The organism is bacterium (assembly GCA_024228115.1).
GTDB lineage: Bacteria > Myxococcota_A > UBA9160 > UBA9160 > UBA6930.
The window spans coordinates 1-24,710 of sequence record JAAETT010000124.1; the positions used below are offsets into that span (position 1 = coordinate 1).

Annotated in this window: 21 protein-coding genes; 17 read left to right on the forward strand and 4 right to left on the reverse strand. The window is 64.9% G+C overall.

All coding sequences use genetic code 11. The annotated features are described in order from the left end of the window. On the reverse strand, positions 1-1,394 hold a 1,394-nt coding region (locus GY937_05950; protein MCP5056256.1), incomplete at its 3' end, for an acetolactate synthase large subunit. 233 nt (positions 1,395-1,627) lie between these two features. Here GY937_05950 and GY937_05955 point away from each other — a divergent pair. From GY937_05955 to GY937_05985, 7 genes are all read left to right on the forward strand, one after another. Next, entirely contained in the window at positions 1,628-3,664 is a 2,037-nt protein-coding gene (locus tag GY937_05955; GenBank protein MCP5056257.1) for a sodium-translocating pyrophosphatase, read from the forward strand. A 46-nt stretch (positions 3,665-3,710) separates the two neighbouring features. Continuing rightward, a complete protein-coding gene (locus GY937_05960) occupies positions 3,711-5,048 on the forward strand; it encodes an amino acid permease (protein MCP5056258.1) in 1,338 nt (445 codons plus the stop codon). Between the two features lie 69 nt (positions 5,049-5,117). Then, complete coding sequence (locus GY937_05965; protein MCP5056259.1) at positions 5,118-6,323, forward strand: aminotransferase class I/II-fold pyridoxal phosphate-dependent enzyme; 1,206 nt, start codon at positions 5,118-5,120, stop codon at positions 6,321-6,323. 68 nt (positions 6,324-6,391) lie between these two features. Next, a complete protein-coding gene (locus GY937_05970) occupies positions 6,392-7,723 on the forward strand; it encodes a homoserine dehydrogenase (GenBank protein ID MCP5056260.1) in 1,332 nt (443 codons plus the stop codon). Further along, positions 7,723-9,087, forward strand: coding sequence for a threonine synthase (thrC, locus tag GY937_05975; GenBank protein ID MCP5056261.1), 1,365 nt, complete (start codon positions 7,723-7,725; stop codon positions 9,085-9,087). Before GY937_05970 ends, thrC begins: the two co-directional genes overlap by 1 nt. Beyond that, positions 9,087-9,701 (forward strand): riboflavin synthase, encoded by a 615-nt coding sequence (locus GY937_05980; GenBank protein MCP5056262.1) that lies wholly within the window; start codon positions 9,087-9,089, stop codon positions 9,699-9,701. The genes thrC and GY937_05980 overlap by 1 nt, the downstream gene beginning before the upstream one ends. Positions 9,702-9,760: 59 nt before the next feature. Then, positions 9,761-12,520: a hypothetical protein gene (locus GY937_05985; GenBank protein ID MCP5056263.1), complete on the forward strand. Its 2,760-nt coding sequence runs from the start codon at positions 9,761-9,763 to the stop codon at positions 12,518-12,520. Between the two features lie 57 nt (positions 12,521-12,577). Here GY937_05985 and GY937_05990 read toward each other — a convergent pair whose 3' ends face one another. Next, the gene (locus GY937_05990; GenBank protein ID MCP5056264.1) at positions 12,578-13,804 is read right to left on the reverse strand and encodes a fumarylacetoacetate hydrolase family protein; all 1,227 of its coding nucleotides are present in this window, start codon (positions 13,802-13,804) and stop codon (positions 12,578-12,580) included. Positions 13,805-13,889: 85 nt separating this feature from the next. On the opposite strand from GY937_05990, the gene GY937_05995 reads away from it, so the two are divergent. From GY937_05995 to GY937_06025, 7 genes are all read left to right on the forward strand, one after another. After that, a complete protein-coding gene (locus GY937_05995) occupies positions 13,890-14,489 on the forward strand; it encodes a TetR/AcrR family transcriptional regulator (GenBank protein ID MCP5056265.1) in 600 nt (199 codons plus the stop codon). After that, a complete protein-coding gene (locus GY937_06000; protein ID MCP5056266.1) occupies positions 14,486-15,283 on the forward strand; it encodes an outer membrane lipoprotein-sorting protein in 798 nt (265 codons plus the stop codon). Before GY937_05995 ends, GY937_06000 begins: the two co-directional genes overlap by 4 nt. Beyond that, positions 15,280-16,515 (forward strand): ABC transporter permease, encoded by a 1,236-nt coding sequence (locus GY937_06005; GenBank protein MCP5056267.1) that lies wholly within the window; start codon positions 15,280-15,282, stop codon positions 16,513-16,515. Before GY937_06000 ends, GY937_06005 begins: the two co-directional genes overlap by 4 nt. Next, positions 16,515-17,822 carry an ABC transporter permease gene (locus GY937_06010; protein ID MCP5056268.1) on the forward strand — a complete coding sequence of 436 codons (1,308 nt, stop codon included), beginning with the start codon at positions 16,515-16,517 and terminating at the stop codon, positions 17,820-17,822. The genes GY937_06005 and GY937_06010 overlap by 1 nt, the downstream gene beginning before the upstream one ends. An 8-nt stretch (positions 17,823-17,830) precedes the next feature. Continuing rightward, positions 17,831-18,514 carry an ABC transporter ATP-binding protein gene (locus GY937_06015; GenBank protein ID MCP5056269.1) on the forward strand — a complete coding sequence of 228 codons (684 nt, stop codon included), beginning with the start codon at positions 17,831-17,833 and terminating at the stop codon, positions 18,512-18,514. Positions 18,515-18,519: 5 nt separating this feature from the next. Continuing rightward, positions 18,520-19,875 carry a hypothetical protein gene (locus tag GY937_06020; GenBank protein MCP5056270.1) on the forward strand — a complete coding sequence of 452 codons (1,356 nt, stop codon included), beginning with the start codon at positions 18,520-18,522 and terminating at the stop codon, positions 19,873-19,875. An 86-nt stretch (positions 19,876-19,961) separates the two neighbouring features. Beyond that, entirely contained in the window at positions 19,962-20,594 is a 633-nt protein-coding gene (locus tag GY937_06025; GenBank protein ID MCP5056271.1) for a glutathione S-transferase, read from the forward strand. Positions 20,595-20,615: 21 nt separating this feature from the next. On the opposite strand, the gene mgtE is transcribed toward GY937_06025, so the two are convergent. Then, positions 20,616-21,974 carry a magnesium transporter gene (gene mgtE / locus GY937_06030; GenBank protein ID MCP5056272.1) on the reverse strand — a complete coding sequence of 453 codons (1,359 nt, stop codon included), beginning with the start codon at positions 21,972-21,974 and terminating at the stop codon, positions 20,616-20,618. A gap of 296 nt (positions 21,975-22,270) precedes the next feature. On the opposite strand from mgtE, the gene GY937_06035 reads away from it, so the two are divergent. From GY937_06035 to GY937_06045, 3 genes are all read left to right on the forward strand, one after another. Next, on the forward strand, positions 22,271-23,146 hold the full coding sequence (locus tag GY937_06035) for a nucleotidyltransferase family protein (GenBank protein MCP5056273.1): 876 nt from the start codon (positions 22,271-22,273) through the stop codon (positions 23,144-23,146). A gap of 164 nt (positions 23,147-23,310) precedes the next feature. After that, the gene (locus tag GY937_06040; GenBank protein ID MCP5056274.1) at positions 23,311-23,544 is read left to right on the forward strand and encodes a KH domain-containing protein; all 234 of its coding nucleotides are present in this window, start codon (positions 23,311-23,313) and stop codon (positions 23,542-23,544) included. A 178-nt stretch (positions 23,545-23,722) separates the two neighbouring features. Then, entirely contained in the window at positions 23,723-24,241 is a 519-nt protein-coding gene (locus tag GY937_06045; protein ID MCP5056275.1) for a tetratricopeptide repeat protein, read from the forward strand. A 126-nt stretch (positions 24,242-24,367) separates the two neighbouring features. On the opposite strand, the gene GY937_06050 is transcribed toward GY937_06045, so the two are convergent. Beyond that, positions 24,368-24,460: an AURKAIP1/COX24 domain-containing protein gene (locus GY937_06050; GenBank protein ID MCP5056276.1), complete on the reverse strand. Its 93-nt coding sequence runs from the start codon at positions 24,458-24,460 to the stop codon at positions 24,368-24,370. Positions 24,461-24,710: the final 250 nt, after the last annotated feature.

Genomic DNA, 24,710 nt, shown 5'->3' on the forward strand with positions numbered 1-24,710 from the left:
AGGTCGGTAAGGCTCTGGGCCTTGGGGCCCGGCTCGGCGATGCCGGCCCGGGCGAGTTCGACTTGAAGGATGCGGTAGCTGCGGTTTGCACAGATGATGGTCGTGACGTCGAGTCGTTCGCGTGCCTGGGTCCAAAGGGCCTGGAGGGTGTAGAGGCCCGAGCCGTCGGCCTGGAAGGCGATCACCGGGCGATCCGGGCAAGCGATGGCAGCGCCCGTCGCGCAGGGCAGGCCCTGGCCGATGGCGCCGCCCGTGAGGCCCAGCGTCGTATGAGGCAGCGCGCCGCCCGCAAAGGGCGCATAGGCGGTTCCTGTGGTTGCGGCCTCGTCCACGATGATTGCGCCCTCTGGTTGGAGGGCCGCCAGCGTGCGGCCCAGGCTTGCCGGATTCAGTGGCCCGTTGGCAGGCTCCGGTCGGGGTACGCCAGCCAACTCCGGCCGGGTGTCCGCGCCGAGACGATCCGCCAGCAAGTCGAGAGCGCCGGGGATGTCTTCTCCCGGCCGCGCAAGACAATACTCCTCGGCACCGGCGGGGCCGAGGCGGCTCTCGCCATCCGGGTAGCCGAAGAACGCGACTGGTGAGAGCGCCCCGGCCAGCACCAGGTGGGTCGTACCGGCCAATGCCTCGCTGGCTTGTTCCGGGAAATAGGGAAGGCGCGGAAAATCGGGCAGGCCGCTTCCCCTTTCGATGCGTGCGGAGAAGGTCTCGATCATGACGTTGGCATGGCCGGCTGCGGCGAGACGGGTTGCGGCGCGCAGCCCGGCTGCGCTCAGGCCGCCTGCACCGAGCAACACGACGACGCGATCGGCACCGCGGATCGTCTCCGTCAGGTCCCCAATTCGCCCCTCGTCCAGCGCCGGACCTTCCGGTCGATCCACCACGACAGGCGGGCCGGTCGTCTCGTTCCACTGGGCGTCGGCCGGAACGATCAAGCTGGCCACCTGTCCGGGGGGTCCCATGGAGGCGGCGATTGCGATGGCGGTGGCGTTCCCCACCTGATGGGCCCCGTTCACCTCGTGGACCCACCCAACCGGCCGAGCCAAGGAGGCGATATCCGAGGTCAACGGCGCGTCCGCGGCCAGGTGCCAGCTGGCCTGGTCGCCGACCAGGTTCACGACGGGTGTGCGGGCTCGCCGAGCGTTGTGGAGGTTCGCAATGCCGTTGGCAAGACCAGGCCCGAGATGGAGCAGGGTGAGGGCAGGGCGCCCCGTCATGCGACCGTATCCATCCGCGGCGCCGGTGCAAACGCCTTCGAAGACGCCAAGTACCGCGCGCATGCCGGTCGTGGCATCGAGGGCCGCAACAAGGGGCATCTCCGTCGTCCCCGGGTTGGCAAAGCAGACGTCGACGCCCGCCTGGGTGGCCGTGCGGATCATCATCTCGGCGCCGTTCATCGGGGCCTCCTGCTCGCGCCGGGAATCTGTCCCGCGGGGGGGTGCGGAGCCCAACATACCCGGGATGGAAGGGGAAATCCCAAGCACCGGGGTGGAAACCTGCGGCCCCGACCCCTAAAGTGCGGGCCGCTCCGGGGGATGCGACGGCGGCTTCTTTCGCCCGCATTTCGTGTCTGCTCCCCCGGCGAGCCTATCCACCAGCTGCCCCATTGCCGGGCAGGGAGACCTCCTGCATGACCCTGATCGCCTTCATCGCCAGTCTGCTCGCCATCGGTATGGCCGTCGTGTTGTATCGCTCGGTACTCGCCGCGGCGACCGGCACCGACCGCGCCAATGAAATCGCCGCCGCCATCCGCGCGGGTGCCGAAGCCTTCCTGGCCCGTCAGTACCGAACGGTGGCCATCGTCGGCATCCCGATCCTGGCAGTGATCTGGTTCTTCCTGAACTCCTGGTACGCCGGCGGTTTCGTGCTCGGCGCCCTGGCCAGCGCCGCGGCGGGCTTCATCGGCATGAACGTGTCGGTGCGCGCCAATCTGCGCGTCGCTCAGGCTGCCCACAACGGCTACGGCGAGGCCTTCGGCCTGGCCTTCAAGGGCGGCGCGGTCACCGGGCTGATGGTCGTCGGTGCGGGCCTGGCCTCTCTGGCGGTGATCGTCTACGCCATGCACAACGCCGGCTACACCGAGCCCGACGCCCTGGTCGGTCTGGCTTTCGGCGGCTCCTTGATCTCGGTCTTTGCGCGTCTCGGTGGTGGAATCTTCACCAAGGGCGCGGACGTCGGCGCCGACCTGGTGGGCAAGGTCGAAGCGAATATCCCCGAGGATGATCCGCGTAACCCGGCGGTGATCGCTGACAACGTGGGCGACAATGTGGGCGATTGCGCGGGCATGGCCGCCGACCTGTTCGAGACGTACGGCGTCACCGCAGCGGCTGCGATGCTGCTTGCGCATATCATCTTCCCCGGCAGCGATTCGATGTTCTTGTACCCGCTGCTGGTGGGCGCTGCGGGAATCGTCGGCTCGCTCGTCGCCGTTCCGCTCATCACGATCGACGAGCCGGCTGAGGGCCAGCAGCCTGCGGTCATGGGTGCCATGTACAAGGGCCTGGGCGTCGCGTCCGGGGTCATGCTGGTCCTTCTACTGGTCGCGGGCTTCTTCGTCGATTTCCCGTCTACGGATGTTTCCGGGGCGAGTGTCGGCAGCATCACGATCTGGCTATGCGCGGTGCTCGGCGCCATCGTGACGGCCGTGATGATGTGGATCACCGACTACTACACCGGTGACGGCTCCAAGCATGTGGACGCCATTTCCAAGGCGAGCGAGAGCGGTCACGCCACGAACATCATCGCAGGCCTGGCCGTCGGCATGCAGGCCACCGTGGTCCCGGTCGTCGTGATCGCCCTGGCGATCGTCGCGAGCTTCGAGCTTGCTGGCCTCTACGGCGTGGGCATCGCAGCCATGAGCATGCTGTCGTTGGCGGGCATCGTCGTATCGATCGATGCCTACGGCCCGATTACGGACAACGCCGGCGGCATCGCAGAGATGGCGGAGCTGCCCGAGGAAGTCCGCAACGTGACGGACCCGCTGGATGCCTTTGGCAACACGACCAAGGCCGTCACCAAGGGCTATGCCATCGCTTCGGCCGGACTCGCTGCGGTGGTGCTCTTCGCGACCTTCATCGAAGACCTGAAGCGTCTCGGCTCGGGAGACATCTCGACGAACTTCGATCTTTCGAACACCATGGTGCTCGCCGGCCTCTTTCTCGGCGCGATGGTCCCCTTCGTCTTCGCCTCCCTCGCGATGAATGCAGTGGGTGAGGCAGGCGCCAAGGTGGTCGAGGAGGTGCGCCGCCAGTTCCGGGAGATCCCGGGCATCATGGAAGGCACAGCGAAGCCCGACTATCGGACCTGCGTGGATCTCGTGACAGCGTCCGCACTGAAGCTGATGGTGGCACCGGCTCTGATCCCCGCGATCGCGCCGATCGTCGTCGGGTTCGTTCTGGGTGCCGAAGCGCTCGGAGGCTTGCTGATCGGCTCGATCGTGTCCGGCGTGTGTCTTGCGCTCTCGATGACCGTGGGCGGTGCGGCCTGGGACAACGCCAAGAAGTTCATCGAAGCTGGCCAGTATGGCGGCAAGGGTTCCGAAGCGCACAAGGCCTCGGTTACGGGCGACACCGTCGGCGATCCCTACAAGGATACGGCCGGCCCGTCGATCAACCCCATGCTGAAGCTGATCAACATCGTCGCGCTGCTGATCATCCCGTTCCTCTAGGAGCGGGAGGAACGAAGACCCTGTGAGCGATCCTTCGGCTGGCCCGATGGATCGCGATCCCGCGGCCCATCCGCTGGATCGCCTGCGCCGTGAGCTCTCGCTGCGTGACGCGATCTTCCTGGTCGTGGCGTCGGTCATCGGCTCGGGGATCTTCCTTACGCCAGGCACGATCGCGGATCGGCTGCCCCATGCGGGACTGATCTTCGCAGCCTGGATGGTGGGGGGGCTGCTGTCGCTGGCAGGCGCGCTTGCCAATGCGGAGCTCGGCGCGATGTTTCCCCGCGCGGGCGGCGACTACGTCTACCTGCGTGAAGCCTTCCATCCGTTGGCGGGTTTCCTCGTCGGCTGGCTCTCCTTCGTTTCGATCTTCGCCGGGACCGTGGCCGCGTTGGGCGTCGGTTTTGGCGAGGCGCTCTGCGCAATGATGGGCTGGTCGCGCGAACTCGCCGTACCGATCGGGATCGCCTCGATCGCAGCATCCTCCCTGCTGAACTTCCGGGGTGTCCGCCACGGAGCGGTCGTCAACAACATCACCGCCTGGTTCAAGATCGTCGCGTTGCTGGCGTTTGGCGTCGTCGCTCCCTTCACCGGTGCGGGTGATCTCGCCAACCTGCGTCCCTTGGCCCGTGGCGCACTGGAGGCGGCACCTCCGCTGGCTTTCGTGTTGGCGCTCTCGCCGGTTCTCTTCAGCTACCTGGGCTGGAACGCATCGGTCTTCGTCGCCAGCGAAATCCGTGATGCTGGGCGCAACGTTCCTCGCTCGCTCTTCGTCGGGTTGGCGATCTGTACCGGTGTGTATCTCGTGATGAACGCCGTCTACCTGTACGCGCTTCCCATCGCGGAGCTACGGCAGACGGCGAACGCTGGGGAAGCCGCGGCCGCTGTCCTCTTCGGTGAACTCGGCGGGCGGCTGGTCGCGGGATTCGTGCTCGTCTCGATCCTCGGCACGTTGAACGCAACCGTGCTGGTGGGCCCCCGGATCGCCTATGCGATGGCCCTGGATGGCCTCTTCACCCGAGGCGCCGCAAGCGTGCACGAGGGCTACCGGACGCCAGGGGGCGCCATTGCGGTACAGGCCGGGGTGGCAATCGGGTTGGTGGCGCTTCTCCAGAGCTTCCCGAGTGCGCTCGACTACACGACATTCGCCATCCTGCTGGCGACGATCGCCGATACCGCGGCGCTCTTCGCGCTCCGTCGGAGCCAGCCGGAAAGGCATCGGCCGTATCGGGCCTGGGGTTTCCCCTGGGTGCCCGGACTCTACCTCGTGGCGAATGCCGGAATCGCGCTGGGGCTGGCCGTCGGGCGCCCCACCGAAGCGATCTATGGCCTGCTTTTCCTGGCGGCCGGGCTCCCGGTCTACGCCCTGCTGCGACGCGCGGGTTGATCCTCGGCTTGCTTGCCCAGGTCGGATTTCTCCAATAATCTCAGCCAATTGCAGCGTCCGAGGCCCCCGTTGTCCAGCGAATTCCGCCACGATTTCGACAAGCTCCGCCGGCTGCCGCCCTATGTGCTGGCGGAGGTGACCGAGCTGCGCCACGCGGCCCGCCGGGCCGGCGAGGACGTGATCGATCTCGGCATGGGCAATCCGGATCTGCCGACCCCGCCGCACGTGGTCGAGAAGATCTGCGAGGCTGCAACGGTCGGCCGGAACCATCGTTATTCGGCGTCACGCGGAGTGCCGAACCTGCGGGCAGCCTGCAGTGAGTGGTATGCGCGCAATCATGGGGTCGAGATCGATCCCAATGGCGAAGCGATCGCAGTGATCGGCGCCAAGGAAGGTCTCTCGCATTTCGTGCTCGTGACGATCGGTCCAGGCGATGTGGTGTTGGCGCCCGACCCCGCCTACCCGATCCACCAGTACTCGGTGATCTTTGCCGGCGGGGACCTCCGTCACGTCCCTCTGAACGCGGAGACCGATTTCCTCGAGAATCTGGAGCAAGCCGTCGCTCGCACCTGGCCGAAGCCGAAGCTCCTGATTCTCTCGTTCCCCCACAATCCGACGACGGTCACGGTTACGCGGGAATTCTGGGAAAAGATCGTCGCGTTCGCCAAGGAACACCACCTCATGGTGGTGCACGATTTTGCCTACGCAGAGATCTGCTACGAAGGCTATCGTCCGCCTAGCATTCTCGAGGTGCCTGGTGCCCGCGACGTCGCCATCGAGTTCCTGTCGCTCTCCAAGAGCCACTCGATGGCGGGTTGGCGTGTCGGTTTCGCCGCCGGAAATCGTGAGATGGTCCACGCGCTCACCCGCATCAAGAGCTATCTCGACTACGGAATCCCGACTCCCATCCAGGTGGGTGCGATCGTCGCGCTGCGCGGGCCTCAGGATTGCGTCGCCGAGGTCTGCTCGACGTACCAGGCACGACGGGATGCCCTGATTGACGGCCTCGGCCAACAGGGGCCCGGCGAATGGAAGATCGAGAAGCCGTTGGCCACGATGTTCGTCTGGGCGCCGATTCCGGAGCCCTTCCGGAGCATGGGGTCGCTCGAGTTCTCGAAGAAGCTGCTGCGGGAGGCCCAGGTCGCTGTGGCCCCCGGGATCGGCTTCGGGGAGGGTGGCGAAGGCCACGTACGCTTCGCCCTGGTCGAGAACACCCATCGTATTCGCCAGGCGGTGCGCGGTATTCGCCGCTTCCTGTCGGGCACGACCAGCTAGTTCGATGCTCCCGGGCCACGACACGACCAGCTAACTTCACGCTCGCGGACGAGCGTGCAGGAGGAATCATGAGTGGGGACGCCATCGGCGTCGGCCTGATCGGCCTGGGAACCATTGGCACCGGTGTGGCCAAGGTTCTCGAACGGAACGCCTCCGTCATCAGCCAACGTCTCGGCTTTCCGTTGCGGTTGGTCCGCGTTGCAGATCTCGACACGGAGACGGATCGGGGAATCGACCTGTCGGGCGTCCAGTTCGATCGGGACACCGAAGGTCTGATTGCGGATCCGAACGTCGACATCGTCGTCGAGTTGATTGGCGGCTACGAGGTAGCACGCCGCATTACACTCGCGTCGATCGCGGCGGGCAAGCACGTGGTTTCCGCCAACAAGGCCCTTCTCGCCAAGCATGGCAAGGAGATTTTCGAGGCCGCCGCGAAACAGGGTGTCGATGTGGCCTTCGAGGCCAGTGTGGGCGGAGGCATTCCGATCCTGCGCTCGATGCGTGAGGGGCTGGCTGCGAACAGGATCGAGAGCCTGCATGGCATCATGAACGGCACGACCAACTACGTGCTGACCGAGATGGAGAGCACCGGCGAAGCCTTCGATGTCGTGCTGAAGCGCGCCCAGGATCTGGGCTACGCGGAAGTGGATCCGACCTTCGATGTGGACGGCATCGATGCCGCCCACAAGCTCACCCTGCTCGTGGCGATGGCCTACGGTGCCGAACTGACCGATGACGACATCCCGACCGAGGGCATTCGCGGCCTTGCGCCGCTCGATTTCGAAGCGGCCGAGGAGTTCGGCTATCGGATCAAGCTGCTGGGCATCGCCAAGCGGCGCGAGGGGCCGAATGGCGAAGAACGCATCGAAGCCCGCGTGCATCCGACGATGATTCCGCGCGAAAGCCTGTTGGCAAAGGTGGACGGCGCGATGAATGCCATTGCCGTCCACGGCGACGCAGTCGGCCCGACGCTCTTCTACGGCGCAGGTGCGGGCGAGATGCCGACAGCCAGTGCCGTGGTGGCCGACCTGATGGAGGTGGCCCGCGAAATCCGCCGGGGAAAAGCCGGCCGTGTCGCCCCGCTCTCGTACATGCCCGACCACCTGGAACGCAAGCCCCTGGTGCCACCCGGTGAGGTACACGCGCGCTGCTATCTCGTCTTCACCGCCGAGGACAAGCCCGGTGTGCTCGGCCAGATCGCGTCGATCCTTGGCGAGAACGGCATTTCGATCCAATCCGTGATTCAGCAGCCCCTCGAGCGAGACGCCCGGGCGGTGCCCGTGGTGGTCCTGACCCATCCGGCCGTGGAAGAATCGGTCAGGTCGGCGCTCGCCGAGATCGACCAGCTCTCTGAAGTGTTGGTGCCGACGCGCCTGGTGCGCATCGAGGAGGATCTGTGATGGCCGACGAATGCCAGCCCCGTGCCTGGTTCCAGAGCCTTCAACATCCGGAAGAACGCTACGGCCTCGACGAAGTCGTCTACACCGATCGCGATGGCGGGCTGCTGCAGGTCGTTCACGATATGGACGAACTGCGCAAGGTTTCCGCAGCCGATTGGAAGAAGCGCTTCGAGGATCGGGGCCACCGATCCGAGTGGCCCTATGGCTCCGGCGTCTGGGGAAAGAAGGAATGGGTGCTTCCGGAGGTCGATCCGGAGAACGTGGTCTCCATGTACGAAGGCCATACCAATCTGTTCTGGGCGGAGCGCTACGGGCGGGAGCTCGGTCTCGAGGATCTCTGGCTGAAGCTCTGTGGCAACACGCATACGGGTTCCTTCAAGGATCTCGGAATGACGGTGCTCGTTTCGATGGTGAATGAGATGCGGTCGCGTGGCCGCGAGATCCAGGCTGTCGCCTGTGCCTCCACTGGCGATACCAGCGCCGCGCTCGCGGCTTACGCCGCAGCCGCTTCGATTCCCGCCATCGTCTTCCTGCCCCGGGGCAAGATCTCGACGGCCCAGCTGATCCAGCCGATCGCCAACGGCGCCATCGTCTTTGCGCTCGATACGGATTTCGATGGCTGTATGGAGATCGTCAAGCAGGTTGCCGAGAAGGACGGGATCTATCTCGCGAACTCGATGAACAGCCTGCGCATCGAGGGTCAGAAGACGGTTGGTGTCGAGATCGTCCAGCAATTCGATTGGGAAGTGCCGGACTGGATCGTGATCCCCGGCGGAAACCTGGGGAATGTCTCTGCGTTGGCGAAGGGCCTCGACATGATGCTCGATCTCGGGCTCATCTCGCGGAAACCGCGCATCGTGTGCGCCCAGGCGGAACAGGCGAATCCCCTCTATCTGGCGTATCAGCGCGATTTCGAGGTCTTCGAGCCCATCCACGCACGGCCTACGCTGGCGTCGGCGATCCAGATCGGCAATCCGGTTTCCTACGCGAAGGCCGTGGATGCAATCCAGCGCTACGACGGCATCGTGGAGCAGGCCAGCGAGGCCGAGCTTGCGGAAGAATGCGCCCGCGCCGATCGGACCGGACTCTTCAACTGCCCGCATACGGGCGTTGCCCTCGCGGCAACACGCAAGCTGGTAGCGAACGGAACGATTCGGCCCTCCGATCGGGTCGTCGTCGTCTCGACCGCCCACGGTCTGAAGTTCACCGATTTCAAGGTGGCCTATCACGAGATGAAGCTGGCCAACGTGGAATCCGAGCGTCCCAACCCGTCCATCGAGTTGCCCGCGGACTACGGCCAGGTGCGCGACCGGATGCTGAAGGAGATCGAATTGCGTTTCAGCGGATCTGCGGGAGGCGCCTGATGTTCACCGGGATCGTCGAGGCGGTGGGCCGGATCGAGGCTTTGACGCCCTGTGGCGAGCATGTTCGTCTGGAGATCGCCGAGCCTGGCCTGGCGGCTGAAGTTGGCATGGGAGATAGCGTCGCGGTCAACGGGGCCTGTCTCACGGTGGCGGCCTTTGGTGAAGAGCGCATCGGCTTCGACGCCATTCGTGAGACCCTGGCGCGTACGAGCCTGGGCGATCTCCAGGTGGGAGATGCGGTGAATCTCGAAAGGGCGATGCGCGCGGATGGCCGCTTCGATGGCCACATCGTCCAAGGACATGTGGATGAGGCAGGAAGAGTGCGCGGGCTCGAGCGCGACGGCAGTGATGTGCGGCTCCGGATCGATACCAGCGCCGAGTTTGCCGGGCTGCTGGTCGGCAAGGGATCGGTGACGATCGATGGTGTCTCGTTGACGGTGGTGAATGTGGAGGCCGAGGGCTTCGATGTCGCTCTGATTCCGCACACCCTCGATGTGACGACGCTCGGGCGTCTCTCCGGGGGAGAACGAGTGAACCTCGAGGCCGACGTGCTGGGCAAGTACGTAAAGCAGTATCTGGAGCGCGTCGGGCCGGGCCTCGGAGCGGGCGCCTGAGCTTTTCCCCCACGAGGTCGCTGGCGGCATTCTTCCTCTTCCTGCTGATCGCGGCTCCCGTGGGAGCCGCCGAGGATGCTCGCTGGGAGGCGACCGTCGAGCGCGCCGCTCGCAGCGTGGTCGTGCTTCGCGTCGCGGCGAATCGGCCCTTCGATACCGAGGCGTCCTCGTTTTCGGTGGCGACCGGCTTCGTGGTCGACGCCGAGCGTGGCATCATCCTGACGAATCGCCACGTCGTGCATCCCGGACCGGTCTCGGCCGATGCCGTGTTCCTGAATCACGAAGAGGTACGGATCCGGCCGATCTACCGGGATCCGGTTCATGATTTCGGCTTCTTCCGGTTCGATCCGGAAGACGTGCGCTTCATGGAGGTCGCTGCGCTGCCGTTGGCACCGGAAGCTGCGAGGGTCGGTACGGATATCCGGGTCATCGGGAACGATGCGGGCGAGAAGCTCTCGATCCTCGACGGCACCCTGGCACGCCTCGATCGTCCGGCACCGGTGTACGGACGAGGCCGCTACAACGATTTCAACACCTTCTACTACCAGGCGGCGTCCAGTTCTTCCGGTGGTTCCTCCGGATCGCCGGTGATCGACCGAGCCGGACGGGTGATTGCGCTGAACGCTGGCGGTAGCAGGGCCGCCGCCTCGAGCTTCTTTCTCCCCCTTGACCGCGTCGTGCGTGCCCTTGGTGCGATCCAGGCCGGTGAGCCGGTTGCCCGGGGTACGCTGCAGACGGTGTTCGTCCACGAGCCCTATGACGAATTGAGGCGACTCGGCCTGGCGGCCAGCACCGAAGCCGAGCTTCGCCAGCGGTTTCCGCGCGGGACCGGGCTGCTCGTTGTACGCGAGATGGTGCCCGGGAGCGCGGCTCATGGCGTTCTCGAACTCGGTGACATCCTGGTCGGTCTCGAGGGTCGTCCGGTGGCGGACTTCATTTCCCTCGAACACGCGATGGACGGCGCAGTCGGTCAAACCGTCAAGGTGAGTGTGGAGCGGGGAGGCCGACATCTCGATCTCGAACTTCCCGTGCAGGATCTGCACGCCATCACGCCCGATGCCTATCTCGAGGTTGGTGGCGCCGTGCTTCACCCGCTTTCCTATCAGCTGGCTCGGGGCTTCGGTGTGCCGCTGGGCGGCGTCTACCTGGCTTCACGGGGCTACGCATTCACCCGCGCCGGGGTGCCTGGTCACACCGTCCTGACGGAGATTGCGGGCGAGCCAGTGAAAGATCTCAAGAGCCTCGAGCGAAAGCTGTCAGGGCTTGCCGATGGGGAGCGCTTTCAGGTGCGCTACTTCGCACTGGCTGCCGCGCGCACGCCTTCTCTGGCCGTCGTGACGATGGATCGCAAGTGGTTCCCCATGCGCCATTGCCGCCGCGACGATGCGGCCGGACGTTTCCGTTGCCAGGAGTCTGCAGATCCGCCTCTCCCCGGGCCACTTCGCCCCGCCACGGCTTCCCTGGAGACGAATGGCAACTTCGCTGCGCAACTGGCAGCGCGATCCCTTGCCCTGGTGAATTTCGATGTTCCCTATGCCGTGGATGGTGTGCAGGGCAGGGCCTTCAGCGGCGCCGGGCTGGTGGTGGATGCGGATCAGGGCCTCGTCGTCGTAGATCGGGATACCGTGCCCGTCACCCTCGGTGACGTCCGGCTCACCTTCGGTGGCTCCGTCGAGGTGCCGGGCGTCGTGGTGGGCTTTCATCCCGCCCACAACCTGGCCCTGGTTCGCTACGACCCGGAGCTCCTGGGGGATACCCCGGTGCGCAGCGCGCGCCTTCGGGATGTGGAGCTGGAGGCTGGCGATGCGGTCACTTTCGTCGCCATGACGAATCGTCAGCAAGTGCTCTCGGCGCGCACCCAGGTCTCGAGGGTCGACCCCCCGACAGTACCGATCCCGGTCGCGCCCCGTTTTCGGGAGACGAACTCCGAACTGGTCGTCGTCGCCGAGCGCCTGCCTAGCATCGGCGGTGTGCTCACAGATCGATGGGGCCGGGTGCTGGCCTTCTGGGCCTCCTTCTCGACCCAGAACCGAGGGGAGGTCAGCTCGTTCTTCGCCGGCCTTCCGAGCCACCATCTGATCGACCTGATCCGGCCCTTGCAACGAGGCGAGCCGCTCGCCTGGAGAAGTCTCGGGGTCGAACTCTTCCAGGCGCCGCTTGCCCGCGCCCGAAGCATGGGGCTCTCCGATGAAGATGCGGAGCGCCTGACCCGCCACGATCCGGCCTCGCGTCGCGTGCTCGGGATCGCCCGGGTGGCGCACGGCACGCCAGCATTCGAGCTGTTGCGTCCGGGAGATCTGATCCTGGCGGCGGATGGCGAACCGGTGACCCGCTTCCGAGAGCTGGAGAGCGCGGCACGCGACGAGGCGGTCGATCTCGCGATCCTTCGCCGCGGCAAACGAATCGAGCTTCAGGTGCAGACGACATCTCGTGCGACCAACGGGACACGTCGCACCCTGTTGTGGGCTGGAGCGCTGCTGCAGGATCCGCCGGAAGAACTGGCCTGGCAGCGCGGCCTGCCACGCAGCGGCGTCTATGTGGCAGGCCGCTGGCGCGGCTCGCCGGCAGATCGCTACGGGGTGACGGCTACGCGCCGGATCGTGGCGGTAGACGGCGTCCCCGTCGCGGGCCTCGACGCGTTTCTCGAAGCCGTCGCAGAGAAAGCCGAAGGCGATTCGGTTCGGCTTCGAACCGTCGATCTGCAGGGCAAGCAGAGCGTTCGCACCCTCGAACTGGACGGCGACCACTGGCCGCTCGAGGAACTCCACTGGGATGAGGGCGGTTGGCAACGGCGGAGGCACGTGCCCAAAGCGAAGTGACCGGTCCTCCTTCATGGCCTCCATGAAGCAGCGATCCGTCCGAGGGCGGGTGCGCGACTAAGATCCGTCTTTCGTCGTGCAGGCATGGGAGCCCGCCCGTTCGCATGGCTGACCGATCTCGAACGCCTGGGCTCCGAGTCCGTCGATCTTCGCGCGTACGACGTCGCCCGGGGCGAGATAGTGCGTTCCTCCGGCCGCAACCCGGGCCTTCTCTTCGACGAGGAATTGTTCGAAGGGGCCGCGCAGGTGTAGGAGGCCTCGCAGCGCAACGCCCATCGGACTGGGTGCATGGAGCGCCACGCCTTCCGGTGTTCCTGTCTGAATGATGCTGCCGGCCGGGAGTTTCGGTGTCTCGTCATCCACCGCAAAGGGATAGAAATGCTCGTCCTGTTCTCGCATGAAGGGCATGGGTGTGCGACGTCCGTGCTCGGAGATCCAGGTTCCGATACGCGCGATCAACTCGTCAGGCTGGAGAACCATCCGGGCGGTACTTGCATCCTGTCTCGGCTCGACCTCGTCGCCAACCCAGAGGCGCAGGCCCAGGCCATCGGCGCCGCAAGCACGAACCGCTGCAAAGAGTTCGCTGCCGCGCACCATCCAGGGTCCGGCCGGCATGAAACCGGGCTGCCCCTTCGCCTCGACGAAGCCGGTGCCGAGGCCGGAAAGGGTTGCGTTGCGAATGATGGCTTCGCGATCGGAGACATCGTTCGACAAGAAGAAGGCGCTCTTTGCCAGGAGTGCATGGCGCGAAGGTGGGTCGAACGGATCGATGTCCTCGAGCAGCACGAATGCGAGTTCGACCTCGTAGTCCAGCAGGGTCACTCCGGCGGGAGCATGGACGCGTGCGTAGGGCGGGGTTGGCGCTGCGGGCTTCGGGAACAAGAAGACATCTCCTCCGCCAGCCTCCTCGGCGTGTGCCGCGTAGTTCAGCCCGGTCGATACGATGACCCGGCGCTCGGCGTCGATGTCCGCTTCGGGCAGGTCGACCACCGCACACACCCGGTCGTCCGAGACGAGGAATTCCTGACCACCGCGCCCCTCCGCGCGATCGAAGACCTCCGCAAGTGGGGCGGAAGCAGCGGCGACGGTCGATGCGTGTGTGATGTGCCCATCATCGTGTTGGGTGACTCGGGCGTAGACGATGCGACCCCCGGGATCGAGGACGCGAGCAATACGCGGGAGGTTCGTCGCATCGAGGCATTCGCCCAACCCTTCGGCCGCTGCCACACCCGCCAGCCCGCCGGCCGCGACGAACACCATCCAGACCACGATCGCTCGTTTCATCTCTCGATTCCTCCGGGAAGGGAAGTTCACCATCGAGCCGGGTCTTGCGCAATTCCGGAATTCTTCTAGACTGACCAGTCAGTTCATGATCGAATCCAGCTCCCCGCCCCGTACTCGCGCGCCCCGTGAGGTGCGACGTGCCCAGATCCTCGAAGCCGCGCTGCACTGCTTCACGGAGTCTGGCTATCACAAGGCGAGCATGGACGACCTCGTGCGCGCTTCCGGTTTGTCCAAGGGCAGCCTCTACTGGCATTTCGAGAGCAAGGAAGAGGTGTTTCTGGCTCTCTTCGACACCTTCGCCGATGCGTATTTCGAGGGTTGGGAAGCGCTCGATGACGGGAATCGTCCTCTCCTGGACGTCATTTCTGGCGGCGGTGAACTGGCCTTCCGCACGTATCTCGGAGAGGCTGGCATGGTGCGTGCCTGGGTCGAATTCCTTGCGCATCCGGCGGCCCGTGACCGTCTCGCGGGGCTCTACCGACGCAGTCGGAAACAGCTGGGAGACTTGCTCGAGCGGGCCATGGAGCGGGGCGAGTTGAAGCGTTTTCCCCCGGCGCCCGTCTCAACACTGTTGATCGGCATGATCGAGGGCATCTTGCTGCAGGCTTCAGTCGACAGCGAGTTCGATCCGCTTGCGCAATGGCCGGGTGTCATGTTGATCTTGAAAGGGGGGTTGGTCGAATGAGGGTTCTGCTTGCGCTGGTGTGGATGCTAGGTGGCTTCGTGGCGAGCGAGGTCATCGCCCAGGAGAACCTGGAACCGGCACCCGAGGGCGTGACCGGCCGTCAGATCGCCGAGCGCGTCGAAGACATTTTCCGGGGCAATACCAGCTACATGGAAGCCACGATGACGATCACGTCGCCGAGGCTTCCGGAGTCACGCCGAGTGAGCTTCCAGGCCTGGGATGATCGCCCCGAGAAGCGCTCGTTCATCCGCATTCTCGGGCCGCCCAAGGACAAGGGCATGGGCTTCCTCAAGCTCCATCCGAACATGTGGAACTACATCCCGCGAGTCGAGCGCACCCTGCGTATCCCACCGTCGATGATGTTGCAGAGCTGGATGGGGAGCGACTTCAGCAACGACGATCTCGTTCGTGAATCGAGCCAGCTCGATGACTATGACCACGAGCTGTTGGGAATCGATCCCAAGGGCGCGAGCGCCCGTGCCTACGTCCTGCAGTACGTGCCTCACGAGGATGCGCCGGTCGTCTGGGGGAGGATCCTCACCTGGGTCGATGTCGAACGCTCGGCACCGCTGCGTCAGGATTTCTTCGACGAGCGTGGCGAGAGGCTCCGAGAGATGCGCTTCTCGGACATTCGTGAGGTTTCCGGGCGTCCGTATCCCCATCAGTGGTCGATGGTTCCCCTGGAGAAGACGGGCCACGAGACCGGCATCGAAATCCACGAGATCCGTTTCGATGAAGATTTCGACGACGCGATCTTCACGAAACGCCATCTGACCCGTGGAGGGAGCCGTTGAGCCTCGAGCTTCGTCTGGCCAAGCGCAACATCGGGCGCAATCTGCGGCGGACCGGTCTCACGGTGGCGGCCACGGTATTCGCGGTTTTCCTTGTCGTGGTATTCGTCGCGATGGCCGCGGGAATGCACGAGAAGATGATCGAGGACGGGGTACGCATCCATTCCGGGCACCTGCAGGTCTCCGGCAAGGACTACCTGAAGAAGCGGACCCTGGAGCAATTCGTCGACCTGGATCCAGAGCTTCTGGCGCAGCTGGAAGGTGTGCCGGGCGCGCTCGGTGTGGCACCCCGGGTCGTCGGCTTCGGGCTCGCGTCGAAGGGCTCGTCGACCCATGGCGTGGCGGTCTTCGGTGTGGACCCACAGCGCGAGGGTACCGTCTCGAGCCTTCCCGCCAGGCTGGCTTCCGGCGTATTCGTCGACGGAGAAGGCCGAGGCATCGTGTTGGGCGAGCGCCTGGCCAAGGATCTCGGAGCCGAACTCGGGGACGAACTCCTGCTCTACTCCGTTGCCTACTCGATGGAGACAGCGTACGACCTCTTCCGTGTCGTCGGTACCCTTCATCTGCCCGAGCCAGCTCTGGAACGCGTTCTGGCGGTGATCTCCCTGCCCGACGCGCAAGCTTTTTTCGCCTACGGGGATCGGGTCTCGGAGATCGCGGTGCTGGCGGAGAGTGCCGACCACGTCGATGCCCTCGAGGTCGATCTTCAAGGCTTGCTCGCGGAGAACGACGGCCAGGAGCTGGAGCTGCACACCTGGGCCGAGGTGATGCCAGAGCTGAAGCAGTTCATCTTCATCGACGACGCAGGCATGTACATCATGCTCGCGATCCTCGTCGTGGTGGTCGCCTTCGGCATCCTGAACACGATCCTGATGTCCGTGCTCGAGCGCACCCGGGAGCTCGGAGTGATGCTCGCGCTGGGTCTCAGGCCCGGGTCGATCTTTCGTGTCGTCTACATGGAGTCGATGTTGCTGGCGGGCATCGGACTCATCGTCGGGTTGGCGCTGGCGATTCCCGTGGTGCTCTACTTCCAGGGCCATCCGATTCCCATGTCGGAAGATCTACAAGGAGCCGCCCAGCTCATCGCGATGGAGCCCGTGATCACGTTCAAACTGAAGCCACTGAATCCGATCGGATCGATGATCACGATTCTCGGCGTGGCCGCCCTGGCCGCCCTCTATCCCGCGCTGAAGGCGAGCCGTGCTCGCCCGGTCGACGCCCTGAGGAGCCTGTGATGGCGGCACCGGGTTTCCTTCGCAGCTTCCTGGGTTTCCTTCGCAGCATCCCGCGTTTCCTTCGCAGCTTCATGCAGGCACTCCTTCGGCCCGTGACCTGGAGCATGGCCTGGCGCAACGTCGGACGGAATCCGCGCCGAACGCTGATCGTCGGGTCGGCCATCGCCATCGGCCTGGGTGCGACCATCGTTGCGATGGCCGTGAACTACGGAATGATCTTCGAGATGGTGGCCTCGGCGATTCGTACCGAGGTCGGCCACGTGCAGGTTCATGGGCGGGGCTACGATGCCAAGCCGGGCATCGAGTTCCGTATCGAGCCGGATCAGGGCGTGACTCCGGAGCTCGTGGCGGATCTGCCCGAGGTGGTGGCCTGGGCACCGCGCGTGCGCGACGAAGGCCTGGTCTCGTCGCCGCGAGCCAGCGCAGGCGTGCGGCTGGTGGCGATCGATCCTCTGCGGGAAGCAGAGGTGTCGGTGATCGATGAATCCGTCACCCAGGGTGGCTTCCTGGGCGATGAGCCCCGCCGCGTGTTGATCGGCGAGCGGCTTGCCGATCGCCTGCAAGTGGGAGTGGACGACAAGGTCGTGCTCTCCGTGCAGGACGTATCGGGGGATCTGACCGGCGAGGCCTACCGGGTCGCGGGCTTGTTCCGCACGCCTTCCCGGGAACTCGACGAAGGTGCGGTCTTCCTGCCGATCGGAGAAGCCCAGCGTCTGCTGGGCATCGGCGAGGCAATTTCTGAGGTCGTGATCGTCTCGAACGACGATCGACAGCTCGAAGCCCTGGCCGCGAGGCTCCAAGAGCGGCTCGGTGCAGAGTTGGAGGTTCAAACCTGGGAAGAGCTGCGCCCCATGCTGGTCTCGATGATCAAGATCTTCGACGAGATGGGCTGGATCATGTACGCGGCCATCTTCATTGCGATGGCCTTCGGCATCGCCAACGTGCTGCTGATGTCCCTCTACGAGCGCATTCGTGAGATCGGCATCGTGCTCTCCCTCGGCATGCCTCCGGCCCGGCTGGTGGCCTCACTGATGGTGGAGTCGCTGATCCTGACCCTCGTGGGTGTGGCCTTCGGGCTGGTCGTCGGGCTGCTCGGTGTCTGGGCGCTCTCAGACGGCATCGATCTCTCAGCCTGGGCCGACGGCTTGGATGCGTACGGGATGTCCCCGGTGATCGTGCCCGTGGTGCGCAGCAGCGATCTAGCGCAACCCCTGGCCATCGCAGTGTTCACCGCAATTTTCGCGAGTTTGTGGCCCGCGGTTCGTGCCGTACGTATTCGGCCGGCCGAAGCCGTGCGCCACGTCTAGGAGTCCTGATGCTCGAAGCGACCGATGTATCCAAAGTGTACGAGACGCGGGGGGTGGAAACCGTCGCCCTGCAAGGCGTGAACCTCAGCATCGGCGAGGGCGAGTTCACGGCGCTTGCCGGGCCCAGCGGGTCGGGCAAGACGACGCTGCTGAACCTCTTCGGTGCGCTCGATGTGCCGACTCGCGGAGTGATCCGTCTGGAGGGCCAGGATCTGGGCGCGCTTTCATCGGCTGAACTTGCCCACCTCCGGCTGCAGAAGCTGGGATTCATCTTTCAGGCCTACAACCTCATTCCCGTGCTCTCCGCGCGGGAGAACGTCGAGTTCGTGATGGAGCTGCAAGGTGTGCATGCTGCAGAGCGCCAGGAGCGCGCCATGGCGATGCTGGCTGAAGTAGGGCTGGGCGACATGGCGGACAAGCGCCCGTTGGAGATGAGCGGGGGCCAGCAGCAGCGGGTGGCCGTGGCGCGGGCGATCGTGAGCCGCCCACGGGTGGTGCTGGCCGACGAACCGACGGCCAACCTGGATTCGAAGACCGCCGAAACGCTCCTCGATCTGATGCAGGAGATGAACCAGCGGCACCACGTCACCTTCCTCTTCTCTACCCACGATCCGCTGGTGATCGAGAAGTCTCGGCGAACCGTCCGATTGCGCGACGGCCAGGTCGTCGACGATGAGCGCAAAGCCGCATGAGATGCGTGGCTCGAACGATCGCTCTGGTCGCGATCCTGCTCCCGGTGGCGCCCGCGTCGGCCATCGAGTTGTGGCGTTCCGGCGAACGTTCCGTGCAGTGGAGCGGATCCATTCGGGAGCTGATCACGACGAGCAACGGAACGGACGCAACCCGGTTCAGGGAGCATGCTCTCGCGGCCGGCCCGAGCTGTGCCCTCGCGGAGCTGTTTCCAGATTGTCCGGCCTTTCAGGTCGTGGGTGATCGCGATGTCTGGGAGAGCCTTACCCGGCTTCGCCAGCGGCTCGACGTCGATGCCGGGAGCGGCTGGTCGGGGACGTTCGTCTACGATCACGAGCTGCGCGTTGGAATTCTCGACCGCTTCGGTCGCGGCGCGGACAGCCAGCCAGATACCTTCCTCGGCCTCGAAGATGAGATCCACGCCTTCGGAATCAAGGACGACGCTTCTCATCGCCGCTGGCGGCACCTGCTGTATCGGGCTTTCGTGCGCTACGAAGGCGAGCATGTGGAGCTGACCGTCGGTCGGCAGCGGATTCCCTGGGGCGTAGGCAGGCTGTGGAACCCGATCGATCGCTTCAATGCGATCGGTCCCCTGGCAATCGAATCGGATCAGTCCGTGGGGATCGACGCCGTGCAGGCACGCTGGCTGATCTCCGACTTCGATTCGCTGCAGGTCGTCTACGCACCCGGCACCCGCAGTGACGATGCTCGCTATGCGCTTCGCTTCGAAGGCGTCGTGCGTGATACGGATATCGGCATGATGGCGGGCGTGTTCGAGCAGGCACGCACCTTCGGCGCAGATCTGGCCGGGAATCTGGGCGATGCCGCCTGGCGGGTCGAGGCGGTCTACACGAATCCGGAACGGGATGTCTGGGAGATCGGCTGGGACGCACCCCGGGAGCTCGATCGTTTCTGGCAGATCGTCGTTTCTCTCGACTACAACTTCGATGTCGGCAATGGCGTCTACTTTCTGGTCGAGCATCTCTACGATGGCAATGCGCTGGGCTTCGGAGAGGGCGAAGCGGGCACACTCCTCCCGCTCTTCGAAGCAACCGAAGGGCCCTTCGCGCCCTTGGTGCAACCGGTCTCGTCGAACCGCTTCGGCGGGAGCGGTGTGGTCTCGAATGCCCGCCACACGACGGGCGTTCAGCTCTCCACCGATCTGATGTCGACCGTGAACGGCAGCCTGTTGGTCCTCTACGATTGGAACGGCGGGAGTTCGGCCTTCTTCCCGTCCGTCTCCTTCACGGGCTTCAACGCGGTGGAAATCACCATCGGCGCGCAGCTCTTCGCGGGGCCGAGTCGCTCCCAGTTCGGCGAAGCCCAGGCTCTCGTCTATGGTCTGGTCGAGTACTTCTTCTAGCTTGCGTCGGCGGAGAATCGCGTGTGAACCGGAACCTCGATATCGGCTTGTCCCTGGCCTCCACGCTGTTTCGGGGCGCCGCCGGCATGAACGTCGGCCCGCTTGGTCCGCGTCCGGCACAGCCTCTGGAGCTCTACGAGTTCGAGAACTGCCCCTTCTGTCGCAAGGTGCGCGAGGCGCTCTCCGCCCTCGATCTCGAGGCGCGGATCCTGCCGTGCCCCAAGCAAGGAGAACGCTATCGCCCGGAGGCGGTGAAGCGAGGCGGCCGCGCGATGTTTCCCTATCTCGTCGATCCGAATACGGGCACCGAGATGTACGAATCCAACGACATCATCGACTACCTGTACGAGAACTACGGCACGGGTTCACCTCCGCTTCTGCTCAAGCTGGGTCCGGTCACGAACCTCAGCGCATCGCTCGCCAGCGCGGCACGCGGAACGCTGGGGATGCGCCGTGAGCCCTCCAAGGCTCCCGAGCAGCCGCTCGAACTCTGGAGTTTCGAGGCCTCGCCGTTTTGTCGCATCGCGCGGGAGAAGTTGTCCAGCCTGGAGCTTCCGTACCAGTTGCACAACGTGGCCAAGGGCAGTCCCAGCCGCGAAGCATTCGTGGAACGGTCGGGAAAGATGCAGGTTCCGTGGCTGCTGGATCCGAACACTGGCGCGGAGATGTTCGAATCCGACGAGATCGTGGCCTATCTGGCCAGGACGTACGGCGCCTGATCGATCGGTTCCAGCCGCCTTTCAGGCGAGGCGATCGAGCATCATGGTTCCGAGGCCGAGGAATGCCACGAAACCGAAGATGTCCGTCAGGGTGGTGACGAATACGCCCGAACCGACGGCCGGGTCCTGGCCGAGCGCCTTCAGGATCAACGGGACGGCCGCGCCCAGCACGCCTGCGACCGCCATGGTGGCCATCATCGTCACGAACAAGATGGCGCCCAGGTATGGGCTGCCCTGCCACATGTAGGCAAGCAGGCCGCTGATCGCACCTGTGACGACGCCGATCACCACGGCGACACTCACCTCCTTGGCGATGGCCCGAACGCCGCTCGAGAACTCGAGTTCGCCAAGGGCAATTGCGCGCGTGATGACCGTGAGGGACTGGATGCCGCCATTGCCACCCATGCCGGCCACCAGCGGCATGAAGAACGCCAACGCCACGACCTGTTCCAGGGTTCGTTCGAAGAGCCCGACGACCCAGGCGGCCAAGAACAGGGCGCAGAGGTTGATGAGCATATAGGGGAGCCGCTTGCGGATGGCGTGATGGGCCGGGCTGAAGACCCGGTCTTCGTCGGAGAGGCCCGCCATGAGGTACATGTCCTCGGTGGCCTCCTCGTTGATCACCTCGATGACATCGTCGACGGTGATCACTCCGAGAATGCGCTGCTCGTCGTCCACGACCGGAACCGCAAGCAGGTTGTAGCGGCCAACCAACTGCGCGACCTCTTCCTGGTCGGCGGTGGCGGGGACCGAAACCGGCTCGGTGACCATCATCTCGGCGCAGCGGCGCTCCGGACTTGCGGCGACGAGCCTGCGCAGCGGGACGACGCCCAACAAGTGGGATTTGTCGTCGATGACGTAGAGGTAGAGGATCGCCTCGTCGTCGGCGGCGCCGGTGGCGCGGATGCGTTCGATCGCCTCCTCGGCGGTCATGTTCTTGTCGAGGGCGACGAAGCGGGTCGTCATCACCCGGCCGGCGCTATCCGGCGGGTAGAGTTCGGATTTTCGCAGCTCCTCGCGAGCGCCCTCGGGCAGGAGCGAGACGATCGGATCGCGCCGTTCCGGGTCGAGCCATTCGACGAACTCGACCATGTCGTCGAGCTCGAGGCGGGAGAGGATCTGCGCCAGTCGCTCGTCGCCGAGGGCGTCGAAGACCTGGGGCAGCAGCTCCGGAGGCAGCTCGATCAGGGTGCTGGCCGCACGGTGCCCCTCGAAGAGAAGATCGACCACCGTTCGAATCTCGACGGGTGTCAGCGCCGAGAGCACAGGGCCGCGATCGGCGGGTCGCATACGGCCAAGCAGACGCTCCGCCCTGACCGTCATGCCGCTCGCGAGCAGCCGACGGAGGATCCTTGTCGTCTCCTGGTGGGTGGTGGCCATGAAGCCGGGCCCCCTGTCTGTGGGGGCCTGGCGGGCACCCCTAGACGGGCAGTCGTCCTGGACGGTGAAAGGAAGGTTGCGGCTCGCCGCGCATGCCGATGGAGTCCATTCGACCCCCGTTTTATCGAAATTCTTGCGGCTCCGCCGCTCCCGGGATCTGCGTGCCCGCGGGGATGCAGGTGCGTTGGGCAACTTCCCGTGCACTCGGTGATTTCCCTCACTCAAGTCCCGAGTCCCCTGGGCCGAAACCCCAGGGGAGATCCGGCAAACGCTGGAGTCTCGAGCGGGAGGGCGCCATGACAGAGGGCACCACGGATTCGCGATACAGCGCAAGACAAGTTCTCGTGCGGCTCTTGCGCCGGGCTCTAGACAGAGGTGTTGGCAACACCGGTGGATCTTCAGGCGCCCAGCTTCGGATTCGGGGCGGGGCGGATGAGGAGCTTCTGGTCCGCTCGGTGATGCGCCATCGGGTGGCTGCATTCCTCCATCCCGCCCTCGAAGAAGGTCTCCTCGGTGAAGAGCTGCCGATTGATTTCGTGGGACTCTGCCGTCAAGCCTATTTCACCACGCTGCGGCGGAATCTCGTTGCCATGGATGTGGGAGAAGCGCTGCTTTCGGTGCTGGAGGATCGCGGGCTCTCCGCCGTGCCGCGCGGGCCCTGGGCGCTCGCACGCGGGTCGGCACCCGTGCATCACGATCCCGGCGAGCGGCCGATCGGCCCGCTCGAGCTGGCGCTGCCAGCCGAGGTGGAGCTCGAGGTGCGGGACGTGGCACGAGGATTTGGCTTCGAGGCGCGCGACGCTGGCGGGGTCGTCTGGAAATCCATGGGCCGGATGGATCTTGCCCTCCAACTCCGAAGAAACGCGCCTGGCAGCGGCGCCTATGCGTCGCTTCTCGATGCGGCTGCCGGGCTCGAACGAGATCGTTTCCAGTGCTGGGTCGGGCTGCTCGACGTGCACCGGCTCGTCGTTGCGGGTGGTTTTTCGCCCTATTTGCTCGGACGCCAGGCGAAGAAGGAGGGGCTCGGCCGGGCGGTCGGCAGCTCTCTGCGCCTGGCCCGTTCCGTGCTGGCGACTCCGGTCCCGGCGCCGTGGCGGGCAAGGGCCCATCAGCACCGTGACCGGGGGAGGGTGATCCCTCCCGCCTTCCCGCCCTCTACGGCTCTCCTGTAGGTCATGGATTGGAAGAAACCCCAATCAGGGCCGTGGAGACCCCCGAAAACCGCGTTTCCAATAGCAGCGGATCCGGCGGAGGGCGTACAATCAGCGCATCACGCACGACGCTCCGAGTTGCGTGGCTGGTGCAGAACGCAGGCTCCGATGCTGGGAGAGGACTAATGAAGCAGCTCATCGAGGCGATCGTCCATTCTCTCGTAGACAAACCCGAAGAGGTCCAGATCAAGGAAGTAGTCGGCGACCATGCTCATGTCCTCGAGCTGCGGGTCGCGAAGGATGATCTGGGGAAAGTGATCGGGAAGGGCGGTGCCCACGCTTCGGCGATTCGCACCCTGATGGCTGCAGCCAGTGGCAAGGAGAAGAAGCGCTACATCCTCGAGATCATCGAGTACTAGCACTGCCGCCCCGGGTACGATTTCGTATCTCCCTGTTACGAACACGGTACTGTGGGGAAGCGGCCACAATTGATCCCCGGCCGGAATTTTCGAGCCGGAGTGGGGCGCTGCACGCTGAGCTGCCGGTTGCCGATACTGGGCACGAGACTTGCCTAGAAGGTCGTCACATGTCCAAAGCGTGAGCCCGGTCACCCGGCGTTCACCCATGGACGAAGGAGACGACGTGTCCGTGACCGCCGAGGAGCAATACAGACGGGGCCGGGATCTGCTTGCAGCGGGGCAATTTGCCGATGCCCTCGAGCATTTCCGGAATGCCCACAACCTCGATCAGGCAAACCCACGCTATCGGTCGTTCTATGGCCTGGGGTTGGCGCTGGTGGATCGACGCTTCGATCGGGCGCTCGAACTCTGCCGTTCGGCCGCGAAAGAGGAGTTCTTCAACCCGGAGCTCTATCACAACCTTTCGCGCGTTCACCTGGCGTTCGGATTCAAGGCCGAGGCGATCCGCTATCTCCGTCGGGGGCTGATGATCGACCCCAGCAACGAGGAGATGCTCAGCGAGCTCCAGAACCTCGGCATGCGACGGGCACCGGTGCTCACATTCCTGCCGCGTCGGCACCCCATCAACAGGCTACTCGGGCGCGTGTGCCGCTCATGGGTGCGACCGGGGGCTTTCCCGGTCCAACAGGCCGCCTGACCACGACGCGACCGGCTGAAACCGGCCCAAGCCAAGGCCCGCTCAGCCCCGCTGAGACGTGACTGGCTGGCGTAGAGCGGCGGCTGCAGAACACGAAAAGCTCGTATCGAGCGCCGAAAGCGGACTTTATCGCTTGCGCTTGTGACGCGCGCGCTTCAAGAGCTTCTTCTTCTTGTGCTTGCGCATCTTCTTGCGGCGCTTCTTGATGACGCTACCCACGCGGGCTCCTCGAGATCCGGAAGAGCGGGGATGAATAGGGAGTCTGCCGCTCAGCGTCAACCGTGGAACTGTCCGGGTTCTGCGGATCAGGACCGCCGAGAGTCCTTCGGCACTTCCGAGTTCGCGGCGTTTTTTTCCGAACGCCCGCAGCTTGGACCTCCATCATCTTGATTTTTTTGCGTTTCTCTCTTGACGGCCTTGTTTTCGCACGGTTAGCTTCGATCGCAACTTCGGCTGTAGTGGCCGAGGA

What these genes read in the sequence shown, in the direction of transcription:
- GY937_05995 (MCP5056265.1), top strand. Translation starts at nt 13,890, where the DNA reads ATGATCGAATCCAGCTCCCCGCCCCGTACTCGCGCGCCCCGTGAGGTG.
- GY937_05955 (MCP5056257.1), top strand. Translation starts at nt 1,628, where the DNA reads ATGACCCTGATCGCCTTCATCGCCAGTCTGCTCGCCATCGGTATGGCC.
- GY937_06000 (MCP5056266.1), top strand. Translation starts at nt 14,486, where the DNA reads ATGAGGGTTCTGCTTGCGCTGGTGTGGATGCTAGGTGGCTTCGTGGCG.
- GY937_05970 (MCP5056260.1), top strand. Translation starts at nt 6,392, where the DNA reads ATGAGTGGGGACGCCATCGGCGTCGGCCTGATCGGCCTGGGAACCATT.
- GY937_06010 (MCP5056268.1), top strand. Translation starts at nt 16,515, where the DNA reads ATGGCGGCACCGGGTTTCCTTCGCAGCTTCCTGGGTTTCCTTCGCAGC.
- GY937_06015 (MCP5056269.1), top strand. Translation starts at nt 17,831, where the DNA reads ATGCTCGAAGCGACCGATGTATCCAAAGTGTACGAGACGCGGGGGGTG.
- GY937_05960 (MCP5056258.1), top strand. Translation starts at nt 3,711, where the DNA reads ATGGATCGCGATCCCGCGGCCCATCCGCTGGATCGCCTGCGCCGTGAG.
- GY937_06040 (MCP5056274.1), top strand. Translation starts at nt 23,311, where the DNA reads ATGAAGCAGCTCATCGAGGCGATCGTCCATTCTCTCGTAGACAAACCC.
- GY937_05990 (MCP5056264.1), bottom strand. Translation starts at nt 13,804, where the DNA reads ATGAAACGAGCGATCGTGGTCTGGATGGTGTTCGTCGCGGCCGGCGGG.
- mgtE (MCP5056272.1), bottom strand. Translation starts at nt 21,974, where the DNA reads ATGGCCACCACCCACCAGGAGACGACAAGGATCCTCCGTCGGCTGCTC.
- GY937_06025 (MCP5056271.1), top strand. Translation starts at nt 19,962, where the DNA reads ATGAACGTCGGCCCGCTTGGTCCGCGTCCGGCACAGCCTCTGGAGCTC.
- GY937_05980 (MCP5056262.1), top strand. Translation starts at nt 9,087, where the DNA reads ATGTTCACCGGGATCGTCGAGGCGGTGGGCCGGATCGAGGCTTTGACG.
- thrC (MCP5056261.1), top strand. Translation starts at nt 7,723, where the DNA reads ATGGCCGACGAATGCCAGCCCCGTGCCTGGTTCCAGAGCCTTCAACAT.
- GY937_06035 (MCP5056273.1), top strand. Translation starts at nt 22,271, where the DNA reads ATGACAGAGGGCACCACGGATTCGCGATACAGCGCAAGACAAGTTCTC.